The 14,390-nt window shown below is 62.2% G+C and carries 13 protein-coding genes; 5 read left to right on the forward strand and 8 right to left on the reverse strand.

Features of this window, described 5'->3' with window-relative positions; translation table 11 throughout:
- Positions 1–76 precede the first annotated feature (76 nt).
- From QMK33_RS10850 to lolB1, 3 genes are all read left to right on the forward strand, one after another.
- Positions 77–1,087 (forward strand): sugar nucleotidyltransferase, encoded by a 1,011-nt coding sequence (locus tag QMK33_RS10850; protein WP_283564606.1) that lies wholly within the window; start codon positions 77–79, stop codon positions 1,085–1,087.
- A gap of 114 nt (positions 1,088–1,201) precedes the next feature.
- Complete coding sequence (locus QMK33_RS10855) at positions 1,202–3,025, forward strand: tetratricopeptide repeat protein (RefSeq protein ID WP_283564607.1); 1,824 nt, start codon at positions 1,202–1,204, stop codon at positions 3,023–3,025.
- Positions 3,018–3,809 (forward strand): lipoprotein insertase outer membrane protein LolB1, encoded by a 792-nt coding sequence (gene lolB1 / locus QMK33_RS10860; RefSeq protein ID WP_283564608.1) that lies wholly within the window; start codon positions 3,018–3,020, stop codon positions 3,807–3,809. Before QMK33_RS10855 ends, lolB1 begins: the two co-directional genes overlap by 8 nt.
- Positions 3,810–3,893: 84 nt before the next feature.
- On the opposite strand, the gene QMK33_RS10865 is transcribed toward lolB1, so the two are convergent.
- The 6 genes from QMK33_RS10865 to QMK33_RS10890 form a co-directional block, all read right to left on the reverse strand.
- Positions 3,894–4,610, reverse strand: a complete 717-nt coding sequence (locus QMK33_RS10865; RefSeq protein WP_283564734.1) for a T9SS type A sorting domain-containing protein — start codon at positions 4,608–4,610, stop codon at positions 3,894–3,896.
- Positions 4,558–7,020 (reverse strand): lipase family protein, encoded by a 2,463-nt coding sequence (locus QMK33_RS10870; protein ID WP_283564609.1) that lies wholly within the window; start codon positions 7,018–7,020, stop codon positions 4,558–4,560. Before QMK33_RS10870 ends, QMK33_RS10865 begins: the two co-directional genes overlap by 53 nt.
- A 252-nt stretch (positions 7,021–7,272) precedes the next feature.
- Positions 7,273–7,620 carry a hypothetical protein gene (locus QMK33_RS10875; RefSeq protein ID WP_283564610.1) on the reverse strand — a complete coding sequence of 116 codons (348 nt, stop codon included), beginning with the start codon at positions 7,618–7,620 and terminating at the stop codon, positions 7,273–7,275.
- 30 nt (positions 7,621–7,650) lie between these two features.
- On the reverse strand, positions 7,651–8,178 hold the full coding sequence (locus tag QMK33_RS10880) for a Riean_0653 family protein (RefSeq protein ID WP_283564611.1): 528 nt from the start codon (positions 8,176–8,178) through the stop codon (positions 7,651–7,653).
- Positions 8,179–8,253: 75 nt separating this feature from the next.
- Positions 8,254–8,457 carry a hypothetical protein gene (locus tag QMK33_RS10885; protein ID WP_283564612.1) on the reverse strand — a complete coding sequence of 68 codons (204 nt, stop codon included), beginning with the start codon at positions 8,455–8,457 and terminating at the stop codon, positions 8,254–8,256.
- A 34-nt stretch (positions 8,458–8,491) separates the two neighbouring features.
- Positions 8,492–9,028: a Riean_0653 family protein gene (locus QMK33_RS10890; RefSeq protein WP_283564613.1), complete on the reverse strand. Its 537-nt coding sequence runs from the start codon at positions 9,026–9,028 to the stop codon at positions 8,492–8,494.
- A 332-nt stretch (positions 9,029–9,360) separates the two neighbouring features.
- On the opposite strand from QMK33_RS10890, the gene QMK33_RS10895 reads away from it, so the two are divergent.
- Positions 9,361–10,827: a murein hydrolase activator EnvC family protein gene (locus tag QMK33_RS10895; RefSeq protein ID WP_283564614.1), complete on the forward strand. Its 1,467-nt coding sequence runs from the start codon at positions 9,361–9,363 to the stop codon at positions 10,825–10,827.
- Between the two features lie 112 nt (positions 10,828–10,939).
- Positions 10,940–11,584 (forward strand): hypothetical protein, encoded by a 645-nt coding sequence (locus QMK33_RS10900; protein WP_283564615.1) that lies wholly within the window; start codon positions 10,940–10,942, stop codon positions 11,582–11,584.
- 79 nt (positions 11,585–11,663) lie between these two features.
- On the opposite strand, the gene QMK33_RS10905 is transcribed toward QMK33_RS10900, so the two are convergent.
- Both QMK33_RS10905 and QMK33_RS10910 read right to left on the reverse strand, forming a co-directional pair.
- Entirely contained in the window at positions 11,664–12,296 is a 633-nt protein-coding gene (locus QMK33_RS10905) for a response regulator (protein ID WP_283564616.1), read from the reverse strand.
- Positions 12,293–14,362, reverse strand: coding sequence for an ATP-binding protein (locus tag QMK33_RS10910; protein WP_283564617.1), 2,070 nt, complete (start codon positions 14,360–14,362; stop codon positions 12,293–12,295). Before QMK33_RS10910 ends, QMK33_RS10905 begins: the two co-directional genes overlap by 4 nt.
- Positions 14,363–14,390 lie beyond the last annotated feature (28 nt).

Genomic DNA, 14,390 nt, shown 5'->3' on the forward strand with positions numbered 1-14,390 from the left:
GCAGCCAACCGCAGCGGGCTAAAAACAGTATGCCTTCTAAACACTTCTGAAAACACTTTCCACCCAAGTTTCTCCGATGAAAATTATTGTTCCGATGGCCGGCATGGGCAAGCGCATGCGCCCGCACACGCTCACCGTACCCAAGCCCCTCATTCCCATTGCTGGCAAGCCCATTGTGCAGCGCCTCGTGGAGGACATTGCCCGCGTGTGCGGCGAGCCCGTAACGGAAGTTGCCTTCATCATCGGCCGCTTTGGGGCGGTGGTGGAGAAAAGCCTGGTTGCCATTGCCGAGTCGGTAGGGGCCAAGGGCACCATTTGCTACCAGGATGAGCCGCTGGGCACCGCCCACGCCATTTTGTGCGCCAAGGATTCGCTGAGCGGCCCGCTGGTGGTGGCCTTCGCCGATACGCTGTTTAAGGCTGATTTTGTGCTCGATAGCTCGGTGCCCGGCACCATCTGGGTGCAGAAAGTGGCTGACCCCAAGCCCTTTGGTGTGGTAAAGCTGAACGAGCAGGGCCAGATTACGGAGTTTGTGGAAAAGCCGCAGGAGTTTGTGTCCGACCTGGCCATTATCGGCATTTACTACTTCCAAGACGGCGAGTACCTGCGTAGCGAGCTGCAGTACTTGCTCGACAATGACATCAAGGACAAGGGTGAGTACCAACTCACTAACGCCTTGGAAAACATGAAGAACAAGGGCACCGTATTCGTGCCCGGCCAGGTAACCGAGTGGCTCGACTGCGGCAATAAAGACGCCACCGTGCACACCAACCAGCGCTACCTCGAATACCTCAAGGAGCGCGGCGAAAAGCTGGTGGCCGACTCGGCCAAAATCACCAACTCGGTCATTATCGAGCCCGTGTACATTGGCGAGAACGCCGTGATTACCAACTCGGTAGTGGGCCCACACGTGTCGCTGAGCGCCGACGCCGTGGTGGAAGACTCGCGCCTGGCCAACTCCATTGTGCAAACGGCCGCCACCGTGCGCCACGCCAACGTGGCCAACTCGATGATTGGCAACAGCGCCAGCGTTACCGGCCAGCCGGCCGACCTGAGCGTGGGCGATTTTAATGTGCTGCGCGTGTGATGATTTAACCGCGTAGTGCGTTATCCAGCGGCGTGGCCCCCAGTGGGGCCGCGCCGTTCGTGGTTATGCCCCGTACATTCGCCCCAAAAGCTAGTTGGTTTGTTTGCTATGCATATGCGTTCGTTTGCGGTTAATATCCTTATTTTGAGCTTGTTGGCTGGCGGTAGCCAGGCGCAGGGGCTGGCCCCGGGGGCAGGTAGCCCGCCCGACTCGGCGGCCCTGCGCAAGCCCGTGAAGCTGAGCCGCAAAGAGCGGCGCGAGTTGGCGCAGCGCGTCGAGATTGAAGCCAAAAAGGTGGCGGCCCGCCCGCCGCTCTCAGCCAAGGAGCGCGAAATGAGCGAGTCGCTCTACACCGACGGCGTGAAATACGTCATCCTCGAAGACTACCCCAAAGCCCTGGAGCGGCTGCTGAAAGCCTACACGCTGATGCCCGAAAACGCGGCCGTGAACTACAAGCTGGCCGAGGCTAACTTGCTGAGTGGCAACCTGCGCGATGCCACCGGCTACGCCGAAGCCGCCGTGAAGCTCGACGCTAAAAACCCCTACTACTACCTGCTATTGGCCCAGTCGCAGGCCAGCCAGAAACAGTACGAGGCCGCCACTGCCACCTACGCCAGCCTGGTAAAGGAGGTGCCCAACTCGGGCAGCTACCTCTTTCAGCTGGCCGACCTCTACCTGGCCCAAAACAAGCTGCCCGAAGCCCTGGCGACCCTCGAAAAGGCCCAGACCCAGTTTGGTAGTCTTGACGAAATCGCCTTCAAAAAGCAGCAGATATACCTGCGCCAGAACAACTTGCCGCTGGCCCTGAAGGAAGGTGAAAACCTGATTGCGGCCAACCCCACTGAGCCGCGCTTCGTAGTGGCCCAGGCCGAGATGTACGCCGCCAACAACCGCCTGCCCGATGCCATTCGGGTGGCCGAGCAGGCCCTGCGCCTGGAGCCCAACAACCCCCAGGCCCGCCTGATACTGGCCGACGTGTACCGCCAGCAAAACCAGCCCACCGAGGTAGAGAAGCAGCTGCGCCTGGCCTTCGACAGCCCAGCGCTTGATATCGACCAGGCGGTGCGCATTCTGGCGGGCTACATCAAGCAGCTGCCCGACCCCAAAGTGGCCCCGCTGGCCCTCGACCTGGCCACCGCCACCGTGCGCAACCATCCCCGCGAGGCCAAGGCCTACAGCGTGGCCGGCGACGTGGAGATGCAAACCGGCCGTAAAAAAGAAGCCCGCAATACCTACCTCAAGGCCCTGAAATACGATAAATCGAAGTTTCAGCTCTGGCAGCAAGTGGTGCTGCTTGATGCCGAGCTGAGCCAGACCGACTCGTTGCTGGTGCACAGTGACGCGGCCCTGGAATTGTTTCCCAACCAGGCCCCGCTGTGGTTTTACAACGGCATGGGGCATCTGCTGAAAAAGCAGCCCCGCGAGGCCGTACAGGCCCTGGAGCACGGCCGCCGCCTGGCCGTGGGCAACGCTGAGCAGCAAACGCAGTTCGACTCGCAGCTCGGCGATGCTTACCAGGAAATGAAGGACTACGCCAAGTCGGACGCCGCCTACGATGCCGTGCTGGCCGCCGACCCCAACAACTACGGCGTGCTCAACAACTACAGCTACTACCTCAGCCTGCGCGGCGAAAAGCTGGACAAAGCCAAGGACATGGCGGGCCGCACGGTGAAGCAGTTCCCTGACAACGATACCTACCTCGACACCTACGCCTGGGTGCTTTACAAGCAGAAAGACTACGCCGGGGCCAAGCTCAACCTGGAGCGCGCCCTGAAAACAACCAAGGATGCGAGCATCCTGGAGCACTACGGCGACGTACTGTGGCAGCTTGGCGAGCGCACCGGGGCCGTGGCCGCCTGGCAGCGCGCCCGCAAAGCCGGCCCCGGCACCTCGGCGCTACTCGACCGTAAAATCAAAGAACAAAAATTATATGAATAAATCTGCTCTCGTGCTCGCCGCCCTGGCCCTGGCCAGCTGTCACCGCGTGCCGTCGTCGTCGGGCAAGCTCGGGCCGGGCACCTCCACCGCCATAGTGCCCGTAGAAACGCCCGCTGGCGTGAAGACGGCCAACACCAACTTTCCGTACCTGAACGGGCGCGGCAAGGTGCATTTTAAGCGCAAGGACAGCGACATGTCGGCTAATTTCAACCTGCGCATCCGGCGCGACTCGGCCATCTGGCTGTCGGGCTCGCTGCTGGGCATTGAGGGCGTGCGGGCCCTGCTCACCCCCGACTCGGTGCGGGTAGTCAACCGCCTGGAAAAGACCTACTTCGCCGGCGATTACGCCTACCTGAGCCAGCTGCTGAACGTGCCCGTAACGTACCACCAGATGCAGGATATCCTGCTCGGCGACTACCAGCCCGCCCCCAAAGGGGCCCTGCCCGTGGTGAAAACGGAGGGCGACAACCAAGCCGTAACCTACCCCCAGGCCCCCCTGATACTGGAGCAGCTGGTGAGCATCAGCACCGGCCGCCTGCAGCAGCTGAAAGTGAGCGAGAGCGCCGCCCAGCGCAGCCTCACCGTGGGCTACGCCGATTTCCAGGTGCCCATCGGCACGCAGCTGCTGTTTGCCTTCACCACCAACGTGCTGGGCCAGCAGGGCGGCACCGAAAGCACTTCGGCTACCCTCAACTACCAGAAAGTAGAAGTCGGCTCGGGGCATCTGGACTTCCCGTTCAGCATCCCCAAGGGGTATGATAAGCAGACCAAGGTGAAGAAGTAAAGCCAGGTAAATCAACTACTTACGCAAAAAGCCGGCCGTCCTGTCAGGATAGCCGGCTTTTTGCGTAAGTAGTTGATTTACCGCTTAATGCGTAATCTGAATGTGCTCGGAATAGGCGTCTTTGCCTTGGCCTACGCGTAGGTTATAGAGGCCATCGGGTACATCACGCACATCAAACACGGCTTTACCACCCTCGCTCTGCTTCGTCTTGACCTTCTTGCCGTAGGTGTCGTACAGGTCAGCCTGAAACGATTTGGTGGCTCCGGCGTCGGTTTTGGCAGTGGAGGAAGTGGGTTCGTCCGCGCCATCTGAGACGGTTAGCTCTGAAGTAGCCGGGTTGGGGGCAGCTGCAAATTTGGGCCCGGTAGGCACGAAGATGAAGTCGCCCACCAGGCCGCAGTCGCTGCTGGTGCCAGCGGCGGTAGCCATTATTTTAACTGTGCTCGTGACGGACGAGGGGATAGAGAATGTAATAGAATTGGCGGTCGTGTTATACAGCGTTACGGCCGGAGTGTTGGAGCTAAAGGTGAAGGTATAAGGCTGGTCGAGGGTGATAGTGATGGGGATATTATAGCCCATAATGAAGCTCGTTCCCGTCAGCGTGTAGTTCGACCCGTTGTAGTAGTAGCGGCCGGTCGGGTAAGCCCCACCCACCGAGACGGTTTTTGTGACGGGTGGCCCGCAGGGAAACGTAGCTGTAATGGTGGCTGAGCCTTGGGCACCTGGGGCCGCCGAGGTGGCAAACTGGCTACCCGAGCCGGTGGTGGTCGTGAAGAAATTGCTGGGTGTAACGCTCCACATCACATCTTGCGTCGTAATTAACCGAAAAAACGGACGTGGGCGAGGTACATACCTGAGTGGGGCCGGTAATAGTTAACGCGATACTGCACTCGGTAGCGCAAGGGAGCGAATTCGTATTACCATTAAACGGCCGTTGCATTTCGTTGTATATCCATTCGCTGTTACGGGCTGTGAAGCGAATATGAGGCTGGTTAAAATCACTGCCAGTAGTGTTCTGATTTGCGATATAGCTCGGTATACGAGGTGGGCTGGGATTATCAGTGGTGTTATTTATGTACTTAGCGTAGGCCGTGGCTGGCGTGACGGTGAGTACGTCGAGGGCACTGTAGGTAGGTACGAAGCAGAGATTACCATTGTAGACATTCGTAATGTCCGCAGCCTGCAGGATTCCAATATTAAAATCAGAGTTTTCAAGCAAATCCCGCTGCTCGTACAAATTGGTGTAGCCGCCCGCTAATGTTTCGTAGGGTAGGGTATTGGATGGGGAAGTATAGTTGCGATTGAGTAAGTTAACCGCGATACGGAGCCACAATACGCGAATCTCAAAGGAGACGCGCAAATGCGCAATAGTATTTTGGGTGCCATAAGCTGGCAAGCCGTTGGCGATGGCTTCCGTGCGAAAGCCAATATCTGCAAAATTATTGTTGGAGCCTAGTAGGTAAGCGCGGTCGTTGCGGGTCAGTTCCTGGTAGACTGGGGTATTTTGAGGCCGGCCGCACTGCGAGCCTACGCTGGTGGCAATGATGGGTGGAAAAATGGCCGGGGGCGTACCACCAAAGTCAATCATGTCTTTGTACGGGCCGTCGATAAACGTATTGTTCTCATACTCATTGTCGATGCCTGTCACGCTTTTGAGGGAGAGCTGCTTGGTAGCCGGGGCCGCAAGAATAGCCAGCGCATCTTTTAACTTAACGCTCATATCAGAAGTATACACTATGCCTTTAGCCCCACCCTGGTTGTTGCCGGGCAAGATGGCCAGCGGAAAATCGGCTTGCCGGGTGAGGGCTTGCAGGCCCATGGGGTTGTTGGCCCCGCGCTGGGGGCTGTCGTGCAGCACCAGCAGGCGGGTTTGGGGGTCATAGCCGGCGCGTACCAGCTGGGCCAGGCCGTAGCGGGCAATCAGGCCGCCCATGCTTTCGCCCATTACCACGTTTGGCTCCACGCTGCCCGCCTGCTGCTTCCAGTCGTTGACTTGGCGCAGGACTATTTCAAACAGCAGCGCATTGCGCCGGATGTCGTCGGCCCCGTCCCGGAAATCAATGTAGACGAGGTCGTAGCCGACGTTCTGGAGCGCGTCGTTAAAGTTGAAAGGAGCAGCACGGTCAATACCTCTTATAAAGCTTGCAATATCATTATTTTGATTATTCATCCCCACCAGATTTGGCGCGATGAGTGAGGTATCATACCCCTCCACCACAATAAACGGCTTGACGACGGCGGTATGAAGCTGCCCGTTGGTTTTGCCGTAGCGCACGTTGACTGTGCCCCCACGGTGGTGGGTGTAGTCGGTAGGTGCCGGGACATTGACAGTGGAGGCAATTGGCCAGTCGAAGCCCTCGGGAGAACCTGGCGGGGTATCGGGATTATAGAGGTTCGTGGTGCTGCCACTTTGACCCGAAGTGGTTTTAGCAGCGGCTGTTGTACTGCCCGGCAGTATAGTGAGGTCGAACCAACTCTCGCGTACTTCGTTGTAGTCGGGGTCTACCGTGGAGCGGTAGGTGAGGGCTACTTTGATGCGTTTGGTGCCAGCTGTGGCGTAGGTGGTGCTGAGCGGTTGGTCCCAGGCTGCCTGGTGGTAGCCCTGGCCATCGCCAAAGTCGAGGAGAAGTAGCGGGGCGGCCGTGGGAGTGCCGCTGGCCAGGTAGAGGTTGCTGGGAAGCACCAGCGACACGGTGGGCGTGGCCGAATACGTGCGCGCCGGGGCGGCCGCAAACAGCACGGCCGTTTGGTAGGGGCTTTGTTGGCGGCCAGCCACGTCGTACAGCTGCTCGTTTTGAATGGTGACCAGGCCAGCGGTTTCGGCATCGGGCCGGAGGTGGGCATAGCCGAGGTATTGCACGGCAATTGGAATGGTGCCGTCCGGCGTGGTAGGAGTAGCAGCCAGCACCCGTTGGTTGAAGGTGAGCAGGTCGGGCAGGTTGTCGGAGCCGGCAATGCGGCTGCTCTGCACCGACACGAAAAGGTGGCGAAAGACATCCATATCGGCGCGGGCCGAGTCGCGCAGAGTGCCATCAAAACCCTGAACGGGGGCCATGAGTACTCCGTATTCGAGCAGGCGGCCGGTAGGCACCTGGCTGATGTCGAGGTGGGCAAACACCTGGTAGAGCTTTTGGGTGAGTAAATCGGCCCCGGCGGGCGGGGCTACGAGCTGCGTGGGCAGTACCTGGAATGTAGTAGTAGGCCAACTCACGCGCAGCTTGCTGCTGCCAGTCCAGTTGCTGGTGCTGCTAAGGGCGGCCCGCAGGGCGGCTACCGTGCCGCTACGGGGGCTGCTGGCCAGGTAGTTGCCATTGACGAAGGGTAGCGATAAGGCGCTGCTGCCGGCAGTGAGGCCGGGCGGTAGCGCCGAGGTATTGGCCGAGACTACATTGCTCCAGGTGTTTTTAAAAGCCAGCCCGTACAGAAAGGCTGGAGCCGTTTCTGACCCCTGGTATACCAGCAGCTAGTCGCCGTCGGTGGCGAGTAGAAAGCGGCCGGGGTGCGTGAAGGCCGCGCTGTCGGCCCGAAAGCTGACAACTGTGCCACGGGCCACGCCCGCCGCCGGGGCCGTGTAGATGCAGATGCCCTCCGTGAGGCGAAAGCCGCCAGTGGGTAGCCAGCCGTTGTCGGTGAACTTGAGCTGGGTGCCGGGGGCCAGGTCCACAAGGGGCGTGAAGGCAAAGTCGTCGGGGTCGGTAGCATCGAAGCCGAGCAGGGCGATGTCGCCGGCCTGCAGGGGCGGCGTGGGGGACTGCGCGCGGGCCGTACCGACCAGCAGCAGGCTCAGTAAACAGGTAAAGAGGTGTTTCATGCGGGAAAAGGGAAAAGGTGAGGGAAGGGACTAGAGTTTTTTATCGAAGCGCCCTTGGGTAACGCGCACGCTGTCGCAGCCCGGCTTGTAGAGGGTGAAAGCGAAGGTGCCTGAGATGATGCCGGCTTGCTTGTCGAGGCGCGTGATGGTCAGCGTACCTCGGCGGTAATGCACTTCATTTTGGTGAAACTCGCATTCCCCTTTACTGCCGTAAAAGAGCCCTTCCTGATGGTTTGGAATAGAAAGAGAATAGGTGCCGGTAGATTTAAGACTATCTGAAAAAATTATAATGTCTTGTCGAGAAGTGCTGCCCACTGGATAGTATCTATAAGTGCCAATATTCAATGTGCCTTTGCGATAGTTTGGGTCGTAATAGATGGAGTAGTTCGAGGTTCCATCATTGCCGCCGGGCAGCCACGGCTGGCCATTGACGAGGCAGCCGAAGGTGTTAGCCCCGGTCTGAGTAGCGGGAGGCAATTGGCTGACTGGGTCGGGGTCGCTTTTCTTGCAGCCCAGCAACAGGGCCAGGGGCAGTACCAGCGTTAAGAAATGTTTCATGATGGAAAAGCGAAAGAGTAAAGATTATCAAATAAAAGAGTTTTTCAGTAAAAATCAATATTATCTTCTTGTGAATCAGAAAGTAAGGGTTGCTTTACTGAAGCCGGGCAGGTAGGCCAGGGGCACGGCGGCTTCGAGGAGGCGGCCGGTGGGCACCTGGCTTTTGTCGAGGCGGGCAAAGACGTTGTTGAACTTTTGGCGCACGGGGTCGGGGCTTTGGGCGCGAGCGGCATGAGCCAGCAGCAGCAGGCTTAGCAGGCAGGTAAAGAAGTGTTTCATACTGGACAAGGGAAAAGGGAAAAGGTGAGGGGAGTTAGAGTTTTTTGTCGAAGCGCCCTTGGGTAACGCGCACACTGTCGCAGCCCGGCTTGAAGAGGGTGAAGGCGAAAGTGCCCGAGATGATACCCGCCTGCTTGTCGAGGCGCATGATAGTTAAGGTGCCCCGGCGGTAAGTCGTCGTACTATCTGTGTTGCTCCAGTAGCAATTTGTTTTTCTGTCTTGAAACACAACCCCTACGCGTTTAGGGCTACGAAAGGAATAGGTACCGACCTGAAAATCAGAGAGAATATCAATATAAATATTCTGAAAATATTTACTCGCATCAGGGTATCGGTAGGTCTGCAAATCAAATACCCCTCCGTTCAAACCCGAGTCATAAGATATGCTGTAGTTAGAAGTGCCATTGTAACCCTGCGGGGTCCACGGCTGGCCATTAACGAGGCAGCCGAAGGTGTTGGCCCCGGTCTGGGTGGCGGGGGGAAGTTGGCTGACCGGGTCGGGGGCGCTTTTCTGGCACTGGCTCAGACCCAGCAGGGCGGCCAGCAGAAAGACGGTAGAGCGATGGCGCATGAACAAAAGGGTAACGGATGGGAGCAACTGGAAAAGGCTACGTTAAAACGAAGGTGGCAAAGCACCACTCAACAGCGCAAGCCTAAATTCAAGCTGGTCAGACTTTCAAAACCCTGGATTCGGCAGCTGCGCAAGTACCGGAAGTGGCTTTGGTACACCACAAACCTGTAAAGCGTAGCGCTGGTGAAGGACTTTAGGTAGTGGACTGAAAGTGACGTGCAACTCCCGGCCGCGGCCGCGTTTGGCGCAACAAAGCCACGGCGGCCGCCCGGCCCGCTATTCGTGCGTTATTTTGTGGGGCGGTATTCTGCCTGCCGCGCCCGGTTTGTTTCGTGACATTTTTCTCGTCTGTTGTTAAGTATTGGCTGGTGGCCAGCGTGCTGCTGCTGCTGGCCGGCCCCGCGGCGGCCCAGCGCCACCGCCCGGCCAAGGCGCGCAAGGCGGCGGCCCGGCCGGCGGCCAAGGCGCGCCGCCCTGCCCCGCGCGGCCCGCGCGCCAAGAGCAAGGGCCAGCTGGAGCGCGAGCGCGAGGCGAACATCAGCCGCATTGCGGAGGCGGGTAAAGTGCTGACCCAAACCACCCAGAAGAAGCAGGTTTCGCTGGGCCAGCTCAACGTTATCAAGGAGAAGCTGACGGTGAAGCAGGGGCAGATTCAGCACATTTCGACGCAGCTGCAAGGCATCGAAACCAACGTGCACCAAACGGTGCGGCAGGTGCTGAGCACCCAGGAGCAGCTGGCCCGCCTCAAAATCGAGTACGCCCGGCTCATGTACGCAGCTTCCAAAACGAGCAGCGGCTTCAACCAGCTCATGTTTTTGTTTGCCGCCGAGTCGTTCAACCAGTTTGTGCTGCGGCTGCGCTACGTGCACCAGTACACCGAGGAGCGCCAGAAGCAGGCCATGCGCATATTGGGCGCGCAGCAGCAGCTGAGCCACGAGCTCGATGGCCTTACGCAGCAGCGCCAGCGCCAGAAAAGCTTGTTAACCAACCAGTTGGTAGAAAACAAAAACCTGTTGGGCCTCAAAACCGAGCAGGATGAAGTAGTGCAGCAGCTCAGCCAGCAGGAGCAGGGCCTGCGCCAGGAGCTGGCCCAGCGCCAGCAGGCCGTGGCCCGCCTCGACGACCTCATTGCCCAGCGCGTGCGCGAAGAAATAGCCCGCGCCGCCCACGCCGCCCGCCTGGCCGCCATAGCCGCCCGCCGCCGCGCCGCCCGCGCGGCCACGGCCGGCACCCGCCGCCGCCCGGCCGCCGCCCGCAACGACGAGCCCGGTGCTGATAACCCCGATGACGACGCCAGCGCCAACCCCGAAAGCGACGCCCCCGAAGAAACCAACGCCGACCGCCACGCCAGCCGCGTGGCCCTCACGCCCCAAACCGCCGCGCTCTCGTCCAACTTTGCCGGCAACCGGGGGCGGCTGCCCTGGCCGGTGGCGCACGGCTTTTTGGCCCAGCGCTTTGGCCGGCACCCGCACCCGGTGCTCCGGCACGTAACGGTAGATAACCGCGGCGTGGATATTCAAACTAATGAGGGCGAGGCCGTTAGGTCAGTGTTTGCGGGCCGGGTGCTCACGGTGGCGCAGGTGCCGGGCATGAACACCATCGTCATGATTCAGCACGGCGAATACTTTACGGTGTATGCCAAGCTGCGCTCGGTGACCGTGCACGAGGGCGAGCAGGTGGGCGCCCGCGAGGCCATCGGCACGGCCGCCACCGACGCCGACGGCACGGCGCAGGTGCAGTTTCAGGTGTGGCGCAACTCGGCTAATCTTAACCCCGAGAGCTGGCTGGGCCGGAAGTAGGGCAGCGTGCAAGTAGTTAGCGTAAAAGAGAGCGTCATGCGCATCTGGCGGCCGCCGCCAGATGCGCGTGACGCTCTCTTGTTGACCTGCTGTCCGCGCTACCTTTAGCCTCATGCTCAATACTTTATTTCTGGTACTCGCCTTGCCCCTGCCCCAGGGGCCGGGGGCCGATACGACCCAAACCTTCGCGGGCGTACTGAACCAGCAATACGCCTGGGGCGTGGTGGGGCTGCAAGATGGCCAGGTGCTACGCGGATTTTTACCTGCCAACGCGAACGGCTCAACCGATGTGATACCCTACTACCAGCTGCGCTCCGATGGTAGCCGGCCGCGAAAGCCCAGAGCCCTGACCACCGCGCAAGTGCAGTGGATGCGCGTACGGGGCCAGTATTCGGAGCTACTGGGCAAAACCAAGGATGACACTGGCGAGCTGGCCGCCCGCCGCACCACGGGGGCGCTGGAGCTATTCGTGGTGAAGTCCCGCCCGCCCTTCATTGTCAATTTTATGGGGCCTACGCCGGTGGCGGGCCTGCCCACTGCCAGCGCCGCGCCGGTCTTCCAAGGCCCCGTGAGCTGGTACCTGCGCCACCCCGGCGCGGCGGCGGTGCGCGTGGAGTCCGGGCGCTTCGCCAGCCAGGTACCGGCCTTTTTGCGCAAAGATGCCGAGCTGGCCCGCCGCGTGTCCGCCGGCGACGAAGGCTACCGCTTCGCCGACCTAGAAAGCATTGTGCAGCAGTATAATGAGCGCGTGAAATAGGTAGGGTGCGGAGGTAGAGCCGTTTGTCATTGCGAGCAACGCGAAGCAATGACAAACGGCTCTACCCCCGCACCCTACCCTAAATCAACTGCTGCTGGGCGGCCAGGCGGATGAGCGACGCCGTGTTGCTGACCTCAAACTTGGTGAGTAGGTTGCGGCGGTGGGTTTCAATGGTGAGAGGACTAAGAAACAGACGGTTACCGATTTCCTGGCTGGTGAGGCCCTCGGCGATGAGGCGCAGCACCTCGCGCTCGCGGCGGGTGAGCAGGGGCGGGCCGGGCGCGGCGGCGGGCGTGGGGCGCAGCAGCAGCTCCTGCACTTCGTCGCTGAAATACTTTTTGCCGGCGTGCACGCGGGCGATGGCCTCGGCCAGCTCCTCGGGCGAGGCATTTTTGAGCACGTAGCCGGCCGCGCCGTGCTCCATCATGCGCAGCACGTAGCTTTTTTCGTTGAGGGTGGTGAGGGCCAGCACGCGCAGGGCCGGGTAGCGGGCCGTGAGCTGGCGGCACACTTCGGTGCCGCTTTCATCGGGCAGGTTGATGTCGAGCAATACCACGTTGGGGTGGTGCTGGGCCACGGCGGCGTAGGCTTCGGCGGCGGTGGCGCAGGCGGCCACTACCGTTACGAAAGCCAGCGGCTCCAGCAGCACTTGCAGGCCGGCGCGCACCAGTTGGTGGTCATCAACGAGCAGCACACGAATGGGAGGGGTCATACACAATTAATTGAAGGCGAAGTAGCTGCGTCATCGGCTGGGGCCAGGCGCAGGTCGAGGCTGACGGAGGTGCCCTGGCCGGGGGCCGACTGCACCTCCAGGGTGCCACCCAGGTAGGCGGCGCGGGTGCGCACGCTGCGCAGGCCCACGCCCGCGCCGGCCGCAGTGGGGTCGAAGCCCTGGCCATCGTCCTCCACCACCAGTTGCAGCTCGGGGCCGTGGCGCATCAGCTGCACCAGCACCTGCCGGGCCCGGGCGTGGCGCAGGGCATTGGTGAGCAGCTCCTGCACCATCCGAAACAGCGCCACCTCGGTGGCGGGGGGCAGGCGCGGGGCGTCGAGGCCGTGGGTCTGGAGCTGCACGTGCAGCGCGCCGGTTTGCTGCACCGCCTCGCAGAGGTCGCGCAGGGCCGGGGCCAGGCCGAAGGCCAGCACGGCTTCGGGCAGCAGGTGGCGGGCCATGCGGCGCAGCTCAGCAATGGCCTCATCTAAATGCGTGATGGCCTGGTTGAAGAGCTGGGCCGGCTCGGGGGGCAGGGTGGTGCGGCTGCGCACGCTGCCCAGGTACAGCTTCACGGTGGCCAGGGTGCCGCCCAGGCCGTCGTGCAGGTCGCGGGCCACGCGGGCGCGCTCCTCTTCCTGGCCCGCGAGCACCGCCTGGGCCGTGCGCAGCGCCCCGGCCTGGGCCAGCGCGCCCGCCTGCTGGGCTTGCAGCAGCTGGCGCTGGGCGCGCAGCCGGCGGCGGCTGGCCCACAGGCCCAGCGCCAGCGCGCCCCCGCCCACCAGGGCCAGCACCAGGGCCAGGTACACGGTATTGAGGCGGCGCGCCTGGCCCAGCGCGCGCTGCTGGTCGCGCAGCTGCTGGGCCTGCTGGCGGGTGCGGTACTGGGTTTCGAGGGTGCTCGCCTGGCGGCGCACGGCGGCGCTGGCCAGGGTGTCGCGCAGCTGCTGGCCGCGCCGGTAGTAGCCCAGGGCCGCCTGCCACTGGCCGGCATTTTCTTCGAGCTGGCCCAGGTTGGCGAGCGTGTTCAGCTCCTGCTGGGCGTCGCCGAGGCGCTTGGTCAGGGCCAGGCTGCGTTGCATGAGGGCGTGGGCCGGGTCCGGGTGGCCCAGCGCTACTTCGAGCTGGCCCAAGCTCAGCAGCAGGCGGGCCTGGTAGCCGGCCGCACCCTTGCGGGTGGCGGCGGCCAGGGCCTGTTGCAGCGCGGCGCGGGCCGGCGTAGGCTGCCGCGTATACAAATAATACTCACCCAGCTGGGTATAAAACTCGGTGGCGTACAAGGGGTTGCGCTGCACCAGCGGCCGGGCGGCACGCAGCTGCTGCCAGGCGCTGTCGGGCTGGGCGCGCAGCAGGTAGCGGGTGGCCAGCTGCACGTGCACCGGCACCAGCTCGGGCACGGGGCCGGTGCGGGCGGCCAGCGCCACGGCTTGCTGCCAGTAGCGGGCTGCTGCCACTGGCTGCCCCAGCTCTTGCAGGCAGTTGCCTATGTTGCAGTACACCGTGAGGCGGGTGCGGTAGTCGGGCGAGGCGGCCAGCAGGGTGGCGGCTTGCAGGTAGGCGCGCACGGCCGCCGCGTACTGGCCCCGGCGCTCGGCCACGTTGCCGCGGTTATTGGCCACGCCGGCCCGCAGCCGCTGCTGCCGCGGGCTGGGGGCGGGGCCGGCGAGCTGGTCGGCAGTAGCCTGGGCCAGCGCGCCGTAGCGGTCGGCGGCGGCATTATCATTCCGAATAATGGCCAACGAGCTGAGCCGCAGCCAGCTCACGGCCCGGCCGTAGCTAAAGCCGGCGCGCGTGCTCAGGGCCAGCGCCTGCCGGGCGTAGCGGCCCGCCCCGGCCGTGTCGGTGGCCGTGAGGGCCACCGATAAGCGCAGCGCGGTTTTGGCGCGGGCCGAGTCGCTGGTTTCGGTGCGCAGGGCGGCGCGCAGGCTGTCGGCCTCGGGCGGGGCGGGCTGCTGCGCGGCGGCGGAGTAGCCTGCCAGCAGCCCGGCCGCTACTGCCAGCCCGCGCCCGCGCCGGCCGCGCAAGGCGCGCCGGGCACACTCAAACAGGAAGCACACGGCTGGCATAGGCCCGCAAACTTGCGCATAATCTGGC

The sequence above is a fragment of the Hymenobacter sp. H14-R3 genome, from assembly GCF_030063445.1.
In the GTDB taxonomy this organism is placed as follows: domain Bacteria; phylum Bacteroidota; class Bacteroidia; order Cytophagales; family Hymenobacteraceae; genus Hymenobacter.

Excerpts from the sequence above, each read along its gene's own strand:
- QMK33_RS10850 (WP_283564606.1), top strand. The coding sequence starts at position 77 with ATGAAAATTATTGTTCCGATGGCCGGCATGGGCAAGCGCATGCGCCCG.
- QMK33_RS10855 (WP_283564607.1), top strand. The coding sequence starts at position 1,202 with ATGCGTTCGTTTGCGGTTAATATCCTTATTTTGAGCTTGTTGGCTGGC.
- lolB1 (WP_283564608.1), top strand. The coding sequence starts at position 3,018 with ATGAATAAATCTGCTCTCGTGCTCGCCGCCCTGGCCCTGGCCAGCTGT.
- QMK33_RS10865 (WP_283564734.1), bottom strand. The coding sequence starts at position 4,610 with ATGTGGAGCGTTACACCCAGCAATTTCTTCACGACCACCACCGGCTCG.
- QMK33_RS10875 (WP_283564610.1), bottom strand. The coding sequence starts at position 7,620 with ATGAAACACCTCTTTACCTGTTTACTGAGCCTGCTGCTGGTCGGTACG.
- QMK33_RS10880 (WP_283564611.1), bottom strand. The coding sequence starts at position 8,178 with ATGAAACATTTCTTAACGCTGGTACTGCCCCTGGCCCTGTTGCTGGGC.
- QMK33_RS10885 (WP_283564612.1), bottom strand. The coding sequence starts at position 8,457 with ATGAAACACTTCTTTACCTGCCTGCTAAGCCTGCTGCTGCTGGCTCAT.
- QMK33_RS10890 (WP_283564613.1), bottom strand. The coding sequence starts at position 9,028 with ATGCGCCATCGCTCTACCGTCTTTCTGCTGGCCGCCCTGCTGGGTCTG.
- QMK33_RS10900 (WP_283564615.1), top strand. The coding sequence starts at position 10,940 with ATGCTCAATACTTTATTTCTGGTACTCGCCTTGCCCCTGCCCCAGGGG.
- QMK33_RS10905 (WP_283564616.1), bottom strand. The coding sequence starts at position 12,296 with ATGACCCCTCCCATTCGTGTGCTGCTCGTTGATGACCACCAACTGGTG.
- QMK33_RS10910 (WP_283564617.1), bottom strand. The coding sequence starts at position 14,362 with ATGCCAGCCGTGTGCTTCCTGTTTGAGTGTGCCCGGCGCGCCTTGCGC.